The organism is Almyronema sp., from assembly GCF_052168255.1.
Classification (GTDB): domain Bacteria; phylum Cyanobacteriota; class Cyanobacteriia; order Phormidesmidales; family Phormidesmidaceae; genus Sphaerothrix; species Sphaerothrix epifaneia.
Map to the genome: position 1 here is coordinate 1 of NZ_JBQLZL010000036.1, position 17,803 is coordinate 17,803.

The window sequence follows — 17,803 nt, forward strand, 5'->3', positions numbered from 1 at the left end:
AGGTTTGAGCGAACAACAAACATGGGTTAACCACTCGCGGTCAAACCTACCCCTTTTGGCTAAAGCCGATTTGCTGCTAGCGCTACGCCGAAACATCCAGTGGCAATTCATCGTGCGGATGACCCTGGTGTACGGTTTTCACCCACTTCAGGCGTTTAGGTCGCACAGAAATGCGGACACTTGTGCTGGCAATGACAGGCAACCAGTGCAGCATGTACACTGTGCCGCGCAAGCTGCGGATGAAGCTCATCAGCACTGAGGCTTTTTGAATGCGGCGCATGCCAACAAACATGCCGATCATTGAAAGCATCACGGCTAAGCTGGTCAACGGCCCAAAAATAGGCAGACGATGCCTGAGCGCGGCTACCACCCAATCGGCGGGTGTCACCACGGGCAGCATATACTGCATCACCCAAAAAGCCAGCATATCCAGCGTTTTTTCAACGCCCATGCGGTTTTGGCCAATCAGTCGCCAGTAGTCGAGGTAGCGCTGATAGCCCCCCTCCGCCCAACGGTTACGCTGGTGCCAAAGGGCGCTTGCCTGGGTCACCCCCTCCTCTTGCACGGCTGGAAAGGGCAGAAAGTCAATTTCCCAACCGCTGAGGTGCAACCGCACGGTTAGATCTAAGTCGTCTGTAATGGTTTCTTCGTTCCAACCGCCGCAAGTCTCTAAAGCGGTGCGCCGCACAAACTGACCGTTGCCGCGCAGTTCACCAATGCCCCCTAGGGCAATTCGCTGCTGCTGAAAATAGCTGTCTAAGGCCATCTCGACCTGCTGGCAGCGTGTCCAAAAGTTGGTACCGCTATTGGCGATCGCCTTGCGTACCTGTACCGCGCCGACTGACTGAGCGTACAGAAAAATGGGGACTGTCCGCCGAATCAAATCTGGGGAAACCTGGGCATCCGCGTCAAAAACAGCGACTAAGTCGCCATTGGTTTGCGGCCAGACTAAATTAAGCGCCCCCGACTTACCACCTTTAGCCTCCGATCCCCGATGTACTACATGGAGTTGTTGGTATTGCTGCACCAAGCGATCTAGTACAGCGCCTGTGCCGTCACTGCTGTTATCGTTGATAATCCAAAGGTCATAGCGATCGCGGGGATAATCTAACCGCAACAGCGACTTTACCAAACTCTCAATTACAGCCTCCTCATTTTTAGCGGCTACCAGCAGCGAAACATACGGCCACTGCTCTGCCGTCTCTTCGCCAGCCGCCTTCAGGTCATAGCCTATTAACGCTGGCGGCGTGGGCCGCGGGCGGGCAAAAAGCACCCGCAGCACATGGACTCCCATCAGCGCCGTCACAAAGAGCACCACGGTATGGCCCCAACGGGAAAGGTGCAGAGCCAATGTCCCTCCCCAAAGGGCAATTAGGGTAATGGCAGCCTTTTGGCGACGCCCAGCATAGCCAGGGTAGAATACATCGCCTTCAGAATCTTCAATCCCAATCATTAGCGAATTAATCAGTTTAGACATTTACTAGCTTGCTTGCCATCAACAAGAACGCGTTTGAACCGAAAACACCTCAAACAGTCGTCATTACTTAAGGAGCCACTGCGATCGCCGCTGGCGGTTGTTGCTTGAGCCTCCTCACAACTGGCCTGATTCCGACTCAGTAGGAAAACCGAACTCGCTGTCGTGATTGAATTTGCTGTGAAGTCGGGAATCCTAACCAGGAAATCAATCGCAAAACTTTCTTGTGCTACTTTAACAATCTCTCAACTCTTCTTAATAATCCTATGGCTTTATGTCATTTCATCCTTGTCGATTTACGACAAGTATCAATAAACTGACCTTGAGGTTGTTGCAGAGTTAACGAGCCGAAGTAAGTCTGCGGTCAACGATGAGCCATTCTGTTTGCCCAGGCTCTAGAGCTGAGTAATCTGAGAAAGCGCTATTTGAGAACGGTAGGGAACGTTATAGCCAATGTCTATCTCAATCGACGAAATCAAACCCGCCAGTAAGCAAGATATCAGCGTCTACATGCCTTACTATCAGGGCACGAAACGCCAAGTCTTGCCCTATGCCATCACCCTATACAAGCAAGGCAACTTAGAAGGCGAACGCATGATTGAAGGTGGCAACAGCGTGCCGTTCATTGCCACCTGGAACGTTTCGATGCTGCCTGCTGACTTGACCCATTGCCGCATGCAGTTCGATGGCGACGCCGATTTGAGCTACGAAGTCACCATGGCGACTTTTGAATTTGTCGATTTTTTAATTGACGTTTTTTATGCTATTCGGCGTAAGCGGCCAGCCGATTTTGCCAAACCCTTCTATCGCAAATTGCTGCGCCTCGACGATTAGCTGGTCTGAAGAGCCGTCAAAAAAACTAAACCATCCGTCGGCTGGTCTGTTGAGCCGAAGCGATTGGCTGGCAGGCAAAGCGCAGCAGTGCCAGAAACAAGCCTGGTTGTTTTAGAATCCTCACCGCTGTTGTCAATTTTATGAGAGCAGGTGTGTTATCACACCAATAGATTTGACTGACCTAACGCGACTCTAAGACAAAGACAATGTCAGAATGGAGTCCGTAGGTGCAACCCAAGCGGATTATTTGAGAGGAGTATCGGCGTGCCCAAGCAAGCTCGGCATTTACTAGTTGGTTCGACTGAATCGTACAGTGGCAAATCGGCCATTATTCTGGGGTTAGCATTTCAGCTCCAAGCAAGGGGAATTGAAATTGCTTATGGAAAGCCCCTCGGTACCTGCCCCAGCGAACATCTCGACGATCAGCTAGATGAAGATGTCCGCTTTATTACCCAAGCCCTTGAGCTACCAGCCGATCGAGTCCGCTCAACCTTGCTGATGTTAGACAAAGCGACGATTCAAGAACGGCTATCGGAGTATCAACAGTTTGACAGCCATGCTAATTTAGCCGCCTACCGTCAGGCGGGTGGTGAAGATTTGCTCTTGGTGGAAGGCCCTGGCAACCTGGAAGAGGGAATTTTATTTAACCTGGCTTTGCCTCAACTGGCCGAAGCGGTTGAAGCGTCTGTGCTAATCGTCACTCGCTTTCACCCCGCTCGTATTGTCGATAGCTTACTGTCAGTGAAGCAGCGCTTAGGCGATCGCCTCTTGGGTGTTTTGATTAACGACGCTCCGGCTGATCAGATCCAGCATATTAAAGCCGACCTTAAACCATTTTTAGAGCAGCAAGGTATTGCCGTCCTGGGAATTATGCCAAGAACGGCTCTAATGCGTAGCATCAGTGTGGAAGAACTGGTGCATCGGCTGGGGGCAGAAGTGCTGTGCTGTCAGAATCGCCTCGACTTGATGGTTGAGAGCCTGACTATTGGCGCTATGAATGTCAGTTCGGCGCTGAAATACTTCCGCAAAGCCGTCAATATGGCGGTGGTCACCGGGGGCGATCGCACCGATATCCAACTAGCTGCCCTCGAAACCTCAACCCAGTGTTTAATTTTAACCGGGCATCTGCCCCCTGCTACCCAGGTGCTCAGTCGAGCTACGGATCTCGAAATTCCAATTCTGTCGGTTGATCTCGACACCTTAACCACGGTAGAAATTATTGACCAAACCTTCGGCCAGGTACGTTTCCACGAGCCAGTCAAGGTAGAATGCATGCGACATTTAATGGAGCAGCACTTTGACTTCGATCGCCTGATCTCAGCGCTCAATTTGCAACCCGCTACAACAGCTTCTTGAGGGAGTGCGCTTTAGTTCCATGCATTCTGATACAATGAGCCAGTTCCTTAACATTCTGTAGCGCCCTTGAGTCAGTCTATCGAAGCTCCTACCGAGACTCCGAAAGTTGACCTGTTTTTACAAGAGTTAGCGGTCATCCAGGAATCGGGTTCTAAACGGATTGCTATTTTGGGTTCTCGTCACGTTCCTATTACCCACCAGCGCCTCATCGAGCTAATGAGCTACGCGCTGGTATTGGGGGGGAACCGCATTTTGACCTCTGGTGCCACAGGTACCAACTCTGCCGTCATTCGAGGAGCCACGAAAGCGGATCCTAACTTGCTGACCGTCATTTTGCCGCAGAGCTTATCTAAGCAACCCAGAGAATCTCGCGATCAGCTCGAACAGGTCATGCATTTGGTAGAAAATCCGGAAAACGACTCGCTTTCCTTAGCAGAAGCCAGTTCGTTGTGTAATCAAGAAATTATTTCTCGCTGCCAGCAGCTCATTTGCTTTGCTTTTCATGATAGCCATACGCTGCTGCAAACCTGTAATGATGCCGAAGATCAGCGCAAGCTAGTGACGTTGTTTTATTTTGATTAGTGGCATGTGAGGCTTCTTGTGTTACCTATGCCAGCGACCTTACTGGTCTGCATCGCGATCGGGGCTACTTTAATTTACCTACCCTTTTTGTGTGTTGGGGTGGAGCGCTTTCGGTTGGGATACGACATGTCAGCTCCACGTACCCTATTCGACAAGCTACCGCCCTATGCCCAGCGAGCCAACTGGGCGCATCAAAATTCGTTTGAATCATTTGCCCTATTTGCTCCGGCTGCACTTATGGCCTATATAACGGGGCAGACTTCAGCCTTAGCGCTAGGAGCGGCGATCGCCTATTTGGTGGCTCGTTTTTTCTATTCTATTTTTTACATTCTTGATATTCCCCTGCTGCGATCGCTGACCTTTGCAGTGGGTAGCTTGAGCAGTTTTGCTCTATTTGTGATTAGCTGCCGTTCTGTCTTACTGTAGGGAACAGTTGACGCTACTAAAGGCTTGATAAAAATTGCAATGGCTTCATCTTATTCCTTTGATGTGGTTAGCGACTTTGATCGGCAAGAATTGGTCAACGCGCTTGACCAAACCCGACGAGAAGTTATTAGCCGCTACGACTTGAAAAATACCAAAACCAGCATTGATTTGGGCGATGACGTGATTACGATCGAAACTGACAGCGAAATGACGCTGCAAGCTATTCACGTTGTTTTGCAAACCAAAGCGGCCAAGCGGCAGCTTTCACAGAAAATTTTTGACTTTGGCAAGGTTGACTCTGCTAGCGGTAATCGCGTTCGCCAGGAGATCAAGCTACAAAAAGGGATTAGCCAAGAAAGTGCTAAGAAACTGACTAAGCTCATTCGAGACAACCTTAAAAAAGTGCAGGCTTCGATTCAGGGGGATGCTGTTCGCATTTCGGGCAAGTCTAAAGATGATTTGCAAGAGGCTATTCAGCTTATCAAGCAAGAAGACTGGCCGATGGCTTTGCAGTTTACCAATTACCGCTAAGCTGTTTGCTCATCCAAATGGATTGGGGGCTAAAACCCAGCTTTTCATAAAGCTTCAGTCCCGCTTGGTTTTGACAAAAAACCTGCAAGTCAATCTGCCGATCGCCCCTATCCGTTGCCCAAGCGATCGCTTGCTGCATCAGGGCTGTACCCAAACCGCGACGGCGGTGCTGGGGATCTACATAAAGCAACAGAATGTAGGCATGGCGATCGCCGCTGATCTGCTCAATTGCATTACCCAACCACAAACAACCCACGGGGGATTGCTCAGAAGCAGGCGGTGATGGGCTGGTCAGTTTCACCCACCAGAGCGGTGTGTCGGCTGAAAAATGCTGCTCTACCGTTTGGCTCAAGTGGGCAAAAGCTTGGGCATTTTCCAACTCTTGATAGCTACGCTGGAGAAACTGCACCAGCAACGCCCGATCGCGCCCGGAGCCTGTGTAAAGTTCGTAACCAGGAACTGCAAACATGTTTGCTGCCGCTTCAGAGCGGAAGTCCCCTTTTCAAGGGGGATTTAAGGGAAATCTAAACCGTTTTGCTACGCAGCAGATATCTTTTCAAACATCCTCTTAGCGGGCTAGACCGGGTTAGCCTGACCGTGAAGCAGAACGGAAATTTGTGGCGGTAACGCCGATTCAGCCAGGTCAGGCTGGGGGGCAGCGCTTTGCAAGTCTTCGGTAGGGGCGGGAGCCATCATATCGTTTGGCAGCACGATGCGAGCGCTAACGGCGACTAGCGCAATCAGAAACACCACCACAATCAAAAAAGGAGCCACATAGGAGCGAAAGAAAGCCATTTAGGGTAAAGCTGATTGTCAAGTTTTATAAATGCTGCTTTTATTTTACTGCTCATCGAAGGCATCTTGGCGATCGCTTAACCCTGGACGCGGCACTGGGGCAACAGGATAACGTTTACTCAAGCGCTGTAGCCAAACAGCCCCTAAAACGGCAACGACGAGCGCCAACCAACCTGTCAAAGATTGCAACAGCAAAAAGCCCCCTACCGCAAACATGGCACCAAACAGCAACAGCAAAGCAGCTACCACTCGCTGAAGATCAATCCTGAGATCTTGCGCCGGACTCAAACCAGTGCGGATTCGCTGTCGGTGCCATCCAGGGCCACCCGGTCGAACTTTGCTGTAAAAGCGATCGAGGGTTTCGCTAGCCTCTGGTGGTGTCATCAGCATGACGGCTACCCAAATGACCGTGGTAATGGCGGCGGTAACCAGCAGCCGTAAGCCAAAGTCTTCAATCATGAAGAGGGGAATAACGCTGGTAAACAAACCAATGAAAAAACCAGCCAGCATAGAGGCCAGTTCAGCCGCTGCGTTAATGCGCCACCAAAACCAACGCAGAATTAAAACCAACCCTGGGCCTGTGCCTATGGCAATCACCAGGCGAAAGACAGTCGTAATATTTTGAAAATAAAAAGCTGCGATCGCGCCCAAAATGGTCACGATAATTGAGGCTATTTGTCCGGCCAACACCAGCTCGGCTTGACTGGCTCCAGGCCGGATAAAGCGTCCGTAAAGATCGTTGGTGAGGTAAGAAGCGCCCCAGTTAATCAGCGTTGACACCGTACTCATAAAGGCGGCTATCAGCGAGGCTACAACAATGCCGAGCAAAACAGGGGGCAAAAAGTCGAGCATCAGCTTGGGGTAGCCCAACTCTCGATCGGCAAGATCCGGGTATAGCACCATTGCCGCCAGCGCTACCACAATCCAAGGCCAGGTACGTACGACATAGTGCAAAATGTTGAAAAACCAGGCGGCTTTTTCAGCTTCAGCTTCGGTTTTGGCGGCGGCCAACCGCTGGATGAACTCGCCGCCCCCATCACTGCGCCGAAAGGCCCACCACTGCAAAAAGACATAAGCCAGAAAGGTGCTGGCGGTAATACCAGCCGCTTCGCCCCACTGCAGCCCTTGGCTACTCCAGGTTACGGGTACCAGCGTTAGGACATCTTGCTCGGTGAGGCTTTGAACCTGGCTGACCAAGTTGCTCATGCCGCCTACCGAAACAACCGCTGCGATCGCTACTACAATCGCCCCAAACAACCCTAAAAAAAACTGAAAAAAGTCGGTGGCTACCACGCCCCATAGTCCTGAAAATCCGGCATAGATCAAGACCAACAGGCTAATGCCAATGACGCTCCACAGCTTTAGCCCCTCGCCCGGATCAACCCCTAGACTTTGCCACAACTGTAGCGCCTCTATCACTTTGACCATTGCCAGCATGGCGTAGCCAATGCCAATACAGTTGATGGGCACAGCAAACAAAAAAGCTTTGGTGCCGCGCAAAATGGCTGCTGTTCTACCGCCGTAGCGCAGTTCCGTTAGTTCAGCATCGGTGATAATTTCAGAGCGTCGCCAGAGTCGCGCAAAGATATAGATCATCACCACATGGGCAATGCCAAAGCTCCACCACTCCCAATTGCCAGCAATCCCCCGGCTACCGACGACCCCAGCAATATAAAGGGGGGTATCAATCGAAAAGGTGGTCGCCGCCATGCTGGTGCCTGCTAACCACCAAGGCAGCGATCGCCCAGAGACAAAAAAGTCCACCAAACTGCCGGATGCCTTGCGGGCGAGCAACAGACCCAAGCCCAGGGTTAAGATCAAGTAGGCTAAAACAATCAGCCAGTCGATTAGTTGCATGGATGGCTAGAGAGAAGAGAAAGCGATGTGCCTAGCCATCTTCCCACAGGCCGGGATTGCTGCGATCGCGCTTTTGCTGACTTAAATTTTTGAAATCAGAGTAGCGGCCTGCAAGCGTGCCAAAATTTGCTGCAAAACCAGCGCTGTCCAGTCAATGTCGGCTGCGGTGGTTTGGCGACCGAGGGTGAGGCGAATGCCACACTTGGCTGCGCGATCGCTGTAACCCATGGCTTGCAAAATCGGACTAGGGGTGAGTTTGCCGCTGTGACACGCTGATCCAGCGCTAATGCCAATACCAGCTAGATTCATTTGACGTACTAGCGTTTTGCCGCTGAGCTGTTCGCCATCTGCTTCGGTAAAGCAAAAGCTGACATGATGGGGCAATCGATTGCGGCGATCGCCCGTTGGCTCTAATCCGGCTACCGCTGCTAGCTGGCTAAAAAGGCGATCGCGAAGATGAATGAGGCGCACGGTTTCAGCGGGCATTTCGGCTGCTGCCAGCTCTGCCGCTACGCCAAACCCAGCAATATTAGGCACTGCCTGAGTGCCCGATCGCAGCTTAAACTCTTGGCCGCCGCCGCCGAGTAACGGCACCAAATTTATCCCTGGCCGCACATACAGCGCCCCGGCTCCTTGGGGGCCGTAAATCTTGTGGCTCGACATTGACAGTAAATCAACTGGCAAAGTTTGCACATCAAGCGGCAGGCGACCCGCCACCTGAACGGCATCTGTATGGAAGACCACACCCTGAGCGCGACAAATTTGTCCTAGCGCCTCAATCGGCTGGAGCGTACCCACTTCGCTCTGACCATAAATCACCGACACCAGTACCGTATTGCTTTGTAGAGCCGCAACCAAATCGGCAGGGTTCACTCGCCCCGCTCGATCGACGGGCAACCGACTAACCTGCCACCCCCAGGCTTCTAGCTGCTTGGCTGGCTCAGCCACTGCCGAATGTTCAACGCTAGAAATAATTAAATGTTGGGGTTGCCGATAGCGACGAGCGATCCCCATAACGGCTAGGTTGTCGGCCTCGGTGCCCCCAGCGGTAAACAAGATAGAGTCAATCGGCGCGTTGATCAGATCAGCCACCTGCATACGCGATCGCTCCATCAAGGTGGCGGCTCGGTTGCCCCACTGATGCAGACTAGAGGGGTTGCCCCACTGTTCGGACATCACTGCCTGCATAGCCGCGATCGCTTCCGGTCGCGTTGGCGTTGTGGCGCTATAGTCCAGATAAATTTGCATGGGGCTGTCCTCAGCAACAAACGCAGTCTTGATCACTAGGATATCTTCATACCTTCGCTAAACTAGCGTACTGTCCTGAGAGGACGCTGAAATACCGCCAAGAAAAAACCCTACCAGTGGTAGGGCTGAGGGAGTGTGGTCAAACTTGATCAAGAGAAATATTTGAGTCAATGATGAGTTGGGGTGGCTGGTATCCTCACAGCGACAGCAAGCGAAATCTGGCTCCTTGTATGCCTGAATGGCACAGATAACGGGCGTCCTTATCTGTGTTTATAATGCGGCAGTGAACGAATCTAGACAGTGATATCGACCGTCACCGCGGGTGATTTTAGGGGAAATCGGATGTGATGACCCAAGGGGCAAACCGTGATGCAGTGCGTCGGTTGCTGTGATAGAAATCACTGATATGAGACAGCCGCTTTGAGCCAAAACCCTAATGTGTCTACGGGTGAGGCTGGCGATCTAGGTGGGCTAGGGGGTTAATGCGGTAGCGGTATCGTTGCCCCAAAGTTCGGCTAAACGGCGATCGCGGCCACAGCCAAAACGATAGACCCGGTAACGTACGGGATGGGTGACGTAATAGTTTTGGTGGTAATCTTCGGCAGGATAAAACGGCTGGGCGGGCAAAACTTCAGTCGCAATGGGCTGATTAAAGCGTTCTGGAGCGGCTAGCGCTGCTTTGGCAGCAACGGCTGCCCTTCGCTGAGCCTCGGTGTGATAAAAAATGGCTGAGCGGTATTGCTCACCGCGATCGCAAAACTGGCCACCAGCATCAAGCGGGTCGATATTGTGCCAAAAAATGTCTAATAGCGTCTCGTAATCGACCTGCGCTGAGTCATAGACCACCTGCATAGACTCAAGATGGCCTGTCGTCCCCGACGAGACTTGCCAGTAGCTAGGGCTTTCAAGTTCGCCACCTGTGTACCCCGCCGTTGTTGAAACCACACCTGGCAACTGATCAAACGGATGTTCCATACACCAGAAGCAGCCACCAGCAAAGGTTGCTGTGGCTAAATTGGTTTCATCGGCTAAAGCGGGTAAAGCCATGAAAAGAGCCGCGAGAAATCCAAGAAAAAGCGATCGCATACGGAGATAAATCAACAAAAAGACTTATTGCTATCATGCATGGGCGATCTCGCTTGCTGCAACCAGGCTTTGAATCAATCTTCTGGTGATGAGAATACATCTCCAGGCAGAAGAGTTCGTTAATCCAGACATCTAGAATTTGGGTTGTTCTACTCGAAATCGCCGCAGTTTTAGCTATGTATTGTCAAAATTGTGGCTTTAACCCATAGGAGAAACTGTTATGCAACGCTTTATGCCAAATGCTCTCTTTTATAATCGTATTCGTGCTTTTATTTGTTTCAGTCTGGCGCTGATGGCTAGCTGGTTAATGATTGCAACTCAACCCAGCTATGCTGCCCCTAGAGCGTCAGAAGTCACGCAAACTCAAAACACGGCGGCCTCAGAAAGTCGTAGCGAAGCCTATGAAAAAGCTACTGAAATCATCGACGATCCCAGGGGCGTCGAAAAAACCTACGAAGAAAACATGAAGACTTACAAACAAGAAAATCCTTCTAACAATGGCTTAATTGAAGAAGCTAAAGAACTGGTAGAGAAGGTTACTCCCTCAAAATAAGCGACGAGTTTGCGACTTGTTTGAACTGACAAAAACTAATTTTTGCGGCTTTACTGGATCCTCCTGGTGAAGCTGAAATAATCCTAAAAAAGGAACTCCATTGCCAGCAATGGAGTTCCTTTTATTCTGAATAAAAATTTGGTTTTAAACAGTGGGAACGATTCTTTGGGATGAAACAGGGCGCTTGGCTTGATAAAATACGGACGCTGAGTTTATAGGTTAATTAAATGAATAGCGAAGCGCCTCAAACCACAGGAGCCGATGCTGTCGATACCGCGATCGCCCAAGGTCTTGACCTAGATGGTTCGCCTATCCCCACCGAAAAACTGGATTTATACAACAGTGTGATGGCGCTAGAAGCTCAGCGGCAGCGTAGCGGCGTAACCAATACAATGCGATCGCGAATTGTGCGTATTGGCGCTAAGCACATTGCCCAAGATGAGCTGAATCAAATGCTGCTCAAAGCCGATTTTGCGCCCCTCAAAGACAAAGAAATTGCTTTTTACTACGGCAGCAAATAGCCGCTAACTTGAAGCAGTAGCGGCTAGACCAAACCTATGAGATATGAACCGCGCTTGTCGTCTTTTAGACGTGAATACCACATTCCGTCTTAACGCTACCGCGCCAACGCCCTGCCCGCTCGTCTTCACCGGGCAAAATAGGCGTCGTTAGCGGTTCGTCTCCAATGCTGGTATAGCCGCGATCATGCAGCGGGTTGTAAAGCACGTTATGGCTATAGGTGTAGCTCCATAGCTCTTTACGTGTCCAGTTAGCTAGGGGATTGACCTTAACGCGACCTTGGGTATCTTGCTCAAAAATTGGCATTTGCTGCCGGGTATGAGACTGATCGCGGCGACGGCCTGTGACCCAAGCGCTGACTTCTAGTTCGCATAGTGCTCGCTGTAGGGGTTCAACCTTGGTTAAATAATGAAACCGATCGACATCTCGCTCCCACAGGCGATCGCCGTAGCGAGCCGCAAATTCTTCCCGACTGCTGACGTGTTTGGCTTGATAAACGTGCAAATCTAGGCCATAAAATTCTTTAGCTCGTTGGGCCGTTTCTAAAGTTTCTGGAAAATGATGCAGCGTATCCAGAAAGATCACGGGTACCGGCGCATTTAATTCCCGGTAGAGCATGTGGGTAACAGATAGGATGCTGAATGCCGTGGTTTGAGCCAGCCCTTCAGTGATATTCTCAACGCACCAAGCCAGGATTTCCATTGGCTCTGAGTTTTCAAATCGCTCATTGAGCCGCTCGAAGTCAAAGTCTAAGCTGACATTTTTGGCCCTGACGGGGGATTCCATGCACTGAACCATAATTTGAATTTCCGCTGGTTAACTGCTTGGGCAGTGTCAAATCTGTTATACATCCAATCGTAGCTCATAAACACACATAATCCGGTCGGGATTTAGGGATTTAATTACGACAAGGTGGGTTAGGTTTTCCGAACAGCCTATTTTGGATGTACTTCAGCATCCTACCTTAATAAAGCTTAAGAAATAGCAGCAGCGGCTCCAAGGGTCGTTAGGGGGATTTGAGGGCAGGAGATCCACGGTGAGGGTTCATCCCTTTGCCCCATAGGTCACGGCCCTTCTCCTCTAAACTGAAAACTACCCATTTAACTCTCTACCCTATGCAACTTGTGCTGTATAGCAAGCCGGGATGCCATCTCTGCGAAGGACTGCAAGAAAAATTGGCGCAGTTACGGCAGCCTGAGTTTGACTTAGAAATTCGCGATATTACCAGCCGCCCCGACTGGTTTCAGGTTTATCAGTATGAAATTCCGGTGCTGTGTGTTTTGCATCACACCGAATCTGGCGTTGCCGAAGAGCCTTTGCCCCGACTGTCCCCTCGTGCCTCTTTAGCTCAAGTGGAGCAATTGTTACAGAAATATTTGAGCAAGAGTAAGAGAAAATAATCGCAGCTCACAATGTAAGGAGTTGCTGACATGAAGCTGCGAGAACTGTTGGCCAAGCTGCCCCGGCAATTACAGGTTCCCGGATTTGATCGCCCCGATTATCCGGCGCTTGAAGCCGAAGTTAAGGGGTTATCGACCAATTCTCATGCTTGCCAGCCAGGAGACTTGTTTATGGGGATGCCTGGTACGCGAGTAGATGGTGGTGAGTTTTGGCAAAGTGCAGTGGCTTCAGGGGCGATCGCGGCTTTGATTTCGCCAGCCGCCTATGAGAAAAAAACACCTTTGGCGGACGAAATGGCCTGTGTGGTGCCTGTGACCGACATGGCGATCGCCTGTGCCGCCGCCGCCGCCGCCTTTTATCATTACCCGGCTCAGCAGCTCCAGCTAGTGGGGGTGACGGGCACCAACGGCAAAACCACAACCACTCATCTGATTGAGTTTTTGCTTTTGCAGGCTCAGCGCCCAACGGCTTTGTTAGGCACGCTCTATAGCCGCTGGCCTGGTTATCAGCAGACGGCTTTGCACACTACTCCTTTTGCTGTTGAGCTACAAGCTGACTTGGCGGCGGCTTTAGCGGCTGGAAGTGAGCTAGCGGTTTTAGAGGTGAGTTCTCACGCTTTGGCTCAAAAGCGGGTGTGGGGTTGCCCGTTTGAAGTGGCGGTCTTTACCAATTTGACCCAAGATCACCTCGATTATCACAAAGACTTAGACGACTACTTTGCCGCCAAAGCCTTACTCTTTGGCTCCGATTACCTCAAGGGTCGCGCCATTATCAACCAAAGAGATGCCTATGGTCGGCAACTGCTGAGCCAGCTTAGCCGCGATCGCGTTTGGACTTACAGCTTAGAAAATACCGCCGCCGATCTCTACACCTGCAACCTGGCGTATCAGGCAACAGGGGTGCAAGGTTTGCTACAAACGCCTCACGGAGAAGCGGCTTTTCGCTCGCCTTTGGTGGGGCAGTTTAACTTAGAAAACCTGCTAGCCGCTGTAGGGGCGGCGCTACATTTGGGGGTTTCGCTGGAGCAAATTGTGGCGGCGCTGCCTCACTTTAGCGGCGTTCCCGGTCGGATGGAGCAGGTTAAGGTACAACCCGATCAAGACATCAGCGTGATTGTAGACTACGCCCATACGCCCGACAGTCTTGACAATGCCTTAAAAGCGGCGCGTCCTTTTGTTTCTGGCAGGCTAATTTGCGTATTTGGCTGTGGTGGCGATCGCGATCGCACCAAGCGTCCCCAAATGGGTCATATTGCTCAAACGCTGGCAGATAGGGTCTATGTCACTTCTGACAATCCCCGCACTGAAGAACCGCAGAAGATCTTGCAAGATATTACAGAGGGTATGGCCGGGTCAACGCCTTTTACGGTGATTAGCGATCGCGCTGAAGCCATTCGCACCGCTGTTTTAGCGGCTCAGCCTGGAGACGGCATTCTGATTGCAGGCAAAGGCCATGAAGACTATCAAATTCTGGGTACCGAAAAAATTCACTTCGACGATCGCGAACAAGCCCGGACAGCCTTGCAACACCGCTATGCCTGAATCTGCCTTAAGCACATGCCCAAACCGCCAATTTAGTCTTTAATGTGTTCAAATACCCTGTTGATGACTTTCTAGACTTAGGGTAGAAAGCCTTCATTCTCCTTAAATCTTCATGTCCTCGCCCCGTTACCCCGATGTTTCTCTCTATCAGCTAGCCCTCGATTATCAACCTGCCCCCCAGCCTGTCAAAGTGTGGGCTAAAGGGTTCAAAGGTGTTCTGCAGTCGGTGACCGACTATTTGGTAGAGCAGCAGATTGTCGCGACCTGTTGGCTAAAGCTACCGAGCGGTGCGGCTTGGCAAGAGACAGTTAGTGCTTACTTGTATGAGCATCAGCTAGCTGAGGCCACCTATTTTCTGAGCAGCCACGGCTTAGATGATGAAAAGCTATTGCTTCAGGAGGGGGCAGAACTGGCTGAGCGCGTCTCGATTATTCCGCTAGCGCCTAAAAGTGGGCTTAGAGGAGAGTATATTCTGCTATTTTTGTCGGCTCAGCTGACAGGCGTGGTTTTAGCCAGACGATTTCGGGTACAGCCAGGTACCAGTTCCCCCGATGATGAAGCCGCCGCCGAAGATACGGCTTTGGGAATACCGGAGGTGGCTGAGCGCAATCGAGAAAGAAAATACTATTTGCGGGTAATTTGCTCTTTTGATCCTCAGCTTGTACGGCATATTTTGCAAGGCTTGCAGCATGTGATCTCCGCCAGTGCCGCAGGCTATTCTGAGTCAACTGAGGCGGCTATGCTAGCGCACAACCTGGAACTAGACGCTGCCAGAATCCATACTCAGCCTGTCAACTTTTCGCTGCTAGATGCTCTGGTAACGCAACAGCTAGCCAGTCAAGCCCGACTGCGGCAAACACTCGCTAGTATGCGCCGTCAGGCTTTAGCGGTTTCGGATCTCTCTTCCCAAAATGAAGAATTGCTCAATACGCTGAGACTGCGTGACGACTTTCTCAACACTGTTGGCCAAGAACTGAGAGCGCCCCTAACCAGCATCAAAACCGCCTTGACGCTGCTGTCTTCCCCTAGCCTCAAGGGGCCGCAGCGACAGCGCTATATGGAAATGATTGGCAATGAGTGCGATCGCCAAAGTACGTTAATTAACGGTGTGTTAAATTTGCTCCAGCTAGAAGGCGAACTGGGGCACGTTGCGGTGCAGCCGCTGCAACTGGCGGATGTGGTACCGGGTGTAGTCAGTACCTATCAGCCTATTGCCCAAGAAAAAGGGGTGATGCTGGCCTACACCATTTCTGAAAACTTACCCCCCACGGCCTGCCCCGAAACCTGGGTACGGCAAATTGTGATCAACTTGTTGCACAACTGTATTCGCTTTACGCCCCAAGGTGGCGAAGTTTGGGTAACCGCGCAGCTTCAACACGAGTTTATCGAACTACAGTTTCGCGACACGGGCATCGGCATCCCTAGCGCTGATTTGCCCAGAGTGTTTGATCATTTTTATCGGGGGCGTCAGGTCAGCGATGGCGAACCTGAGGGGGCTGGCTTGGGGCTGACCATCGTGCAGCAACTGCTGCTCTATTGTGGCGGTTCTATTAAGGTTGAAAGCGAATTGAGTAAAGGGTCAACGTTTCGCGTTTTGCTGCCGATCTATCAGCAATAGCGTCTTTCTGCCTGGAGAGGGCACTGGCTGCGGAGCTTGTTATTCTGTAGAAAGATTTTACCCACCTGGCGCAACCATGACTCAATCGGCTCATCGAATTTGTATTTTAGGGGGCGGCTTTGGCGGGCTATATACAGCTTTGAGCCTTAGTAAGCTGCCCTGGCTAGCCCCGCATCAGGCAGAGATTGTGCTAGTTGATCAGCGCGATCGCTTCTTGTTTTCGCCGCTGCTTTATGAGCTAGTAACCGAAGAGTTGCAAACCTGGGAAATTGCGCCTCCTTATGAAGAACTGCTAGCCAATACCCCCATTCGCTTTCTGCAAAGTGGGGTGCAAGGGCTTGACCTGGCTGCTCATCAGGTCAGTCTTAGCGATGGCACAACCCTGGCTTACGATCGCCTGGTGCTGGCTATGGGAGGCGAAACGCCGCTGAATTTAGCCGCTGGGGTGGCTGATTATGCCATTCCCTTTCGCACCATTGAAGATGCCTATCGACTCAAAGAGCGTTTGCGCGAACTCGAAACCAGTACGGCAGAAAAGATTCGAATTGCGATCGTCGGTGGCGGCTATAGTGGCGTTGAACTGGCCTGCAAGCTAGCCGATCGCCTGGGCGATCGCGGTCGTATCCGCATCGTTGAAATGGCTACCGAAATTTTACAAACCTCGTCCGAATTTAACCGTCAGGCGGCGGAAAAAGCGCTGTCAGAACGAGGCGTTTGGCTAGATTTAGAAACGACTGTAGAGTCTGTCACGGCTGATGCGATCGCCCTGCAATACCGCGGCCAGGTCGATACCATTCCAGTTGAGCTGGTGCTGTGGACAGTGGGCACCCGTCCGGCAGATGCGGCTCAAGGTTTTGAACTCAAACAGAATCAGCGAGGACAAATTCTGGTAGAGCCGACTTTGCAAGTAGTGGGGCATAGCGATCTCTTTGCGCTCGGAGATTTGGTCGCCTGCCATGATGCCAGTGGTCAGCAAGTCCCCAACACGGCTCAGTCTGCCATTCAGCAAGCCGATTATGCCGCCTGGAATGTCTGGGCTTCTTTGAGTGAACGACCGTTGCTGCCTTTCCGCTACAATCACCTGGGCGAAATGATGACCCTCGGTACCCACAATGCCACCCTAACCGGATTAGGCATGAAGCTAGATGGCGTCTTTGCCCATGTTGCCCGACGACTGGCCTACCTCTATCGAATGCCCACTCTCGACCACCAAGTCCGCGTTGGTTTGAACTGGATGGGGCAACCTCTGCGCGATTTGCTCAAGACTTAATTTTTATGGCGGCTCTATGTCTCAGCCTCAGGTTATTTTTTTAGATGCGGTCGGTACCCTTTTTGGCGTTCGCGGTAGCGTCGGTCAGGTGTATGCTGACATTGCCCGCTCGGTGGGGGTAGCGGTTGACGCCACCCGGCTTAATCAGGCTTTTGTGCAGGTGTTTGGCAGCGCTCAGCCCCTAGCTTTTCCCGATGCTGAGACAACAGCTATTCCCAATAAAGAATATAGCTGGTGGTATGCGATCGCCCAGCAAGCTTTTGAGCAAATTGGCGCTCTAGAGGCGTTCGCCGACTTCGACGGCTTTTTTGCCGACCTCTATGCCCACTTCGCCACCGCTCAGCCCTGGTTTGTTTATGCCGACACCTTAAAATCGCTTAAAAGCTGGCAGGCTCAAAACATTGAACTGGGGATCATTTCTAACTTTGACTCTCGTCTCTATGCCGTTTTAGCTGCTTTAGAGCTACAAGATTTCTTTCAAAGTATTACTATCTCCACCGAAGTAGGCGCGGCTAAACCCGATCCTTTAATTTTTGCAACTGCGCTTCAGAAACACGACTGTCCGGCTGCCGCCGCTTGGCATGTCGGTGATAGCTATACCCAAGACTACGAGGGGGCTAAGGCGGCTGGACTCAAAGGAATTTGGCTGAAGCGACCTGAGAGCGAGTCTAACAAGTAAAAACACTGATTACAGACTGTTGCAGTCTTCAAA

General features: G+C 51.3%; 19 protein-coding genes. 12 read left to right on the forward strand and 7 right to left on the reverse strand.

What is annotated here, in order from left to right:
- Positions 1 to 82: 82 nt before the first annotated feature.
- Positions 83 to 1,477 (reverse strand): glycosyltransferase family 2 protein, encoded by a 1,395-nt coding sequence (locus ACTS3T_RS07330; protein ID WP_462934885.1) that lies wholly within the window; start codon positions 1,475 to 1,477, stop codon positions 83 to 85.
- Positions 1,478 to 1,927: 450 nt separating this feature from the next.
- On the opposite strand from ACTS3T_RS07330, the gene ebsA reads away from it, so the two are divergent.
- The 5 genes from ebsA to ACTS3T_RS07355 all read left to right on the forward strand — a co-directional run bounded on the left by ebsA (position 1,928) and on the right by ACTS3T_RS07355 (position 5,203).
- Positions 1,928 to 2,308: a type IV pilus biogenesis protein EbsA gene (gene ebsA, locus ACTS3T_RS07335; protein WP_462934886.1), complete on the forward strand. Its 381-nt coding sequence runs from the start codon at positions 1,928 to 1,930 to the stop codon at positions 2,306 to 2,308.
- Between the two features lie 264 nt (positions 2,309 to 2,572).
- Entirely contained in the window at positions 2,573 to 3,664 is a 1,092-nt protein-coding gene (locus ACTS3T_RS07340) for a phosphotransacetylase family protein (protein ID WP_462934887.1), read from the forward strand.
- 66 nt (positions 3,665 to 3,730) lie between these two features.
- Complete coding sequence (locus ACTS3T_RS07345) at positions 3,731 to 4,246, forward strand: DNA recombination-mediator protein A (protein ID WP_462934888.1); 516 nt, start codon at positions 3,731 to 3,733, stop codon at positions 4,244 to 4,246.
- 27 nt (positions 4,247 to 4,273) lie between these two features.
- A complete protein-coding gene (locus ACTS3T_RS07350) occupies positions 4,274 to 4,672 on the forward strand; it encodes an MAPEG family protein (protein WP_462934889.1) in 399 nt (132 codons plus the stop codon).
- Between the two features lie 39 nt (positions 4,673 to 4,711).
- Positions 4,712 to 5,203, forward strand: a complete 492-nt coding sequence (locus ACTS3T_RS07355) for a YajQ family cyclic di-GMP-binding protein (RefSeq protein ID WP_462934890.1) — start codon at positions 4,712 to 4,714, stop codon at positions 5,201 to 5,203.
- Here the strand turns inward: ACTS3T_RS07355 and ACTS3T_RS07360 are convergent.
- The 5 genes from ACTS3T_RS07360 to msrA form a co-directional block, all read right to left on the reverse strand.
- The gene (locus ACTS3T_RS07360) at positions 5,187 to 5,672 is read right to left on the reverse strand and encodes a GNAT family N-acetyltransferase (protein WP_462934891.1); all 486 of its coding nucleotides are present in this window, start codon (positions 5,670 to 5,672) and stop codon (positions 5,187 to 5,189) included. The genes ACTS3T_RS07355 and ACTS3T_RS07360 overlap by 17 nt on opposite strands.
- A 107-nt stretch (positions 5,673 to 5,779) precedes the next feature.
- On the reverse strand, positions 5,780 to 5,998 hold the full coding sequence (locus ACTS3T_RS07365) for a hypothetical protein (protein ID WP_462934892.1): 219 nt from the start codon (positions 5,996 to 5,998) through the stop codon (positions 5,780 to 5,782).
- Between the two features lie 45 nt (positions 5,999 to 6,043).
- Positions 6,044 to 7,855, reverse strand: coding sequence for a sodium:solute symporter family protein (locus ACTS3T_RS07370; protein ID WP_462934893.1), 1,812 nt, complete (start codon positions 7,853 to 7,855; stop codon positions 6,044 to 6,046).
- 81 nt (positions 7,856 to 7,936) lie between these two features.
- A complete protein-coding gene (locus tag ACTS3T_RS07375) occupies positions 7,937 to 9,103 on the reverse strand; it encodes a cysteine desulfurase family protein (protein WP_377961094.1) in 1,167 nt (388 codons plus the stop codon).
- Between the two features lie 471 nt (positions 9,104 to 9,574).
- Complete coding sequence (gene msrA, locus ACTS3T_RS07380; RefSeq protein ID WP_377961097.1) at positions 9,575 to 10,150, reverse strand: peptide-methionine (S)-S-oxide reductase MsrA; 576 nt, start codon at positions 10,148 to 10,150, stop codon at positions 9,575 to 9,577.
- Positions 10,151 to 10,409: 259 nt separating this feature from the next.
- Between msrA and ACTS3T_RS07385 the strand changes: the two genes are divergently transcribed.
- Both ACTS3T_RS07385 and ACTS3T_RS07390 read left to right on the forward strand, forming a co-directional pair.
- Positions 10,410 to 10,742, forward strand: coding sequence for a hypothetical protein (locus ACTS3T_RS07385; RefSeq protein ID WP_377961099.1), 333 nt, complete (start codon positions 10,410 to 10,412; stop codon positions 10,740 to 10,742).
- 227 nt (positions 10,743 to 10,969) lie between these two features.
- Positions 10,970 to 11,263 carry a small RNA NsiR4-regulated ssr1528 family protein gene (locus ACTS3T_RS07390; RefSeq protein WP_377961102.1) on the forward strand — a complete coding sequence of 98 codons (294 nt, stop codon included), beginning with the start codon at positions 10,970 to 10,972 and terminating at the stop codon, positions 11,261 to 11,263.
- A gap of 64 nt (positions 11,264 to 11,327) precedes the next feature.
- Here ACTS3T_RS07390 and cysH read toward each other — a convergent pair whose 3' ends face one another.
- Positions 11,328 to 12,059, reverse strand: coding sequence for a phosphoadenosine phosphosulfate reductase (cysH, locus tag ACTS3T_RS07395; protein ID WP_377961104.1), 732 nt, complete (start codon positions 12,057 to 12,059; stop codon positions 11,328 to 11,330).
- Between the two features lie 317 nt (positions 12,060 to 12,376).
- Here cysH and ACTS3T_RS07400 point away from each other — a divergent pair, with 317 nt between their 5' ends.
- The 5 genes from ACTS3T_RS07400 (at position 12,377) to ACTS3T_RS07420 (ending at position 17,770) form a co-directional block, all read left to right on the forward strand.
- A complete protein-coding gene (locus tag ACTS3T_RS07400) occupies positions 12,377 to 12,661 on the forward strand; it encodes a glutaredoxin family protein (protein WP_377961107.1) in 285 nt (94 codons plus the stop codon).
- A 30-nt stretch (positions 12,662 to 12,691) separates the two neighbouring features.
- Entirely contained in the window at positions 12,692 to 14,203 is a 1,512-nt protein-coding gene (locus ACTS3T_RS07405; protein WP_377961109.1) for a UDP-N-acetylmuramoyl-L-alanyl-D-glutamate--2,6-diaminopimelate ligase, read from the forward strand.
- Positions 14,204 to 14,315: 112 nt separating this feature from the next.
- A complete protein-coding gene (locus tag ACTS3T_RS07410) occupies positions 14,316 to 15,821 on the forward strand; it encodes an ATP-binding protein (protein ID WP_462934894.1) in 1,506 nt (501 codons plus the stop codon).
- 76 nt (positions 15,822 to 15,897) lie between these two features.
- The gene (locus ACTS3T_RS07415) at positions 15,898 to 17,091 is read left to right on the forward strand and encodes an NAD(P)/FAD-dependent oxidoreductase (RefSeq protein ID WP_377967849.1); all 1,194 of its coding nucleotides are present in this window, start codon (positions 15,898 to 15,900) and stop codon (positions 17,089 to 17,091) included.
- A gap of 16 nt (positions 17,092 to 17,107) precedes the next feature.
- A complete protein-coding gene (locus tag ACTS3T_RS07420; protein ID WP_377967847.1) occupies positions 17,108 to 17,770 on the forward strand; it encodes an HAD-IA family hydrolase in 663 nt (220 codons plus the stop codon).
- Positions 17,771 to 17,803: the final 33 nt, after the last annotated feature.

Coding starts and splice junctions, on each gene's coding strand:
- ACTS3T_RS07330 (WP_462934885.1), bottom strand. CDS start 1,477: ATGTCTAAACTGATTAATTCGCTAATGATTGGGATTGAAGATTCTGAA.
- ebsA (WP_462934886.1), top strand. CDS start 1,928: ATGTCTATCTCAATCGACGAAATCAAACCCGCCAGTAAGCAAGATATC.
- ACTS3T_RS07350 (WP_462934889.1), top strand. CDS start 4,274: ATGCCAGCGACCTTACTGGTCTGCATCGCGATCGGGGCTACTTTAATT.
- ACTS3T_RS07355 (WP_462934890.1), top strand. CDS start 4,712: ATGGCTTCATCTTATTCCTTTGATGTGGTTAGCGACTTTGATCGGCAA.
- ACTS3T_RS07360 (WP_462934891.1), bottom strand. CDS start 5,672: ATGTTTGCAGTTCCTGGTTACGAACTTTACACAGGCTCCGGGCGCGAT.
- ACTS3T_RS07365 (WP_462934892.1), bottom strand. CDS start 5,998: ATGGCTTTCTTTCGCTCCTATGTGGCTCCTTTTTTGATTGTGGTGGTG.
- ACTS3T_RS07370 (WP_462934893.1), bottom strand. CDS start 7,855: ATGCAACTAATCGACTGGCTGATTGTTTTAGCCTACTTGATCTTAACC.
- ACTS3T_RS07375 (WP_377961094.1), bottom strand. CDS start 9,103: ATGCAAATTTATCTGGACTATAGCGCCACAACGCCAACGCGACCGGAA.
- msrA (WP_377961097.1), bottom strand. CDS start 10,150: ATGGCTTTACCCGCTTTAGCCGATGAAACCAATTTAGCCACAGCAACC.
- ACTS3T_RS07385 (WP_377961099.1), top strand. CDS start 10,410: ATGCAACGCTTTATGCCAAATGCTCTCTTTTATAATCGTATTCGTGCT.
- ACTS3T_RS07390 (WP_377961102.1), top strand. CDS start 10,970: ATGAATAGCGAAGCGCCTCAAACCACAGGAGCCGATGCTGTCGATACC.
- cysH (WP_377961104.1), bottom strand. CDS start 12,059: ATGGTTCAGTGCATGGAATCCCCCGTCAGGGCCAAAAATGTCAGCTTA.
- ACTS3T_RS07400 (WP_377961107.1), top strand. CDS start 12,377: ATGCAACTTGTGCTGTATAGCAAGCCGGGATGCCATCTCTGCGAAGGA.
- ACTS3T_RS07405 (WP_377961109.1), top strand. CDS start 12,692: ATGAAGCTGCGAGAACTGTTGGCCAAGCTGCCCCGGCAATTACAGGTT.
- ACTS3T_RS07410 (WP_462934894.1), top strand. CDS start 14,316: ATGTCCTCGCCCCGTTACCCCGATGTTTCTCTCTATCAGCTAGCCCTC.
- ACTS3T_RS07415 (WP_377967849.1), top strand. CDS start 15,898: ATGACTCAATCGGCTCATCGAATTTGTATTTTAGGGGGCGGCTTTGGC.
- ACTS3T_RS07420 (WP_377967847.1), top strand. CDS start 17,108: ATGTCTCAGCCTCAGGTTATTTTTTTAGATGCGGTCGGTACCCTTTTT.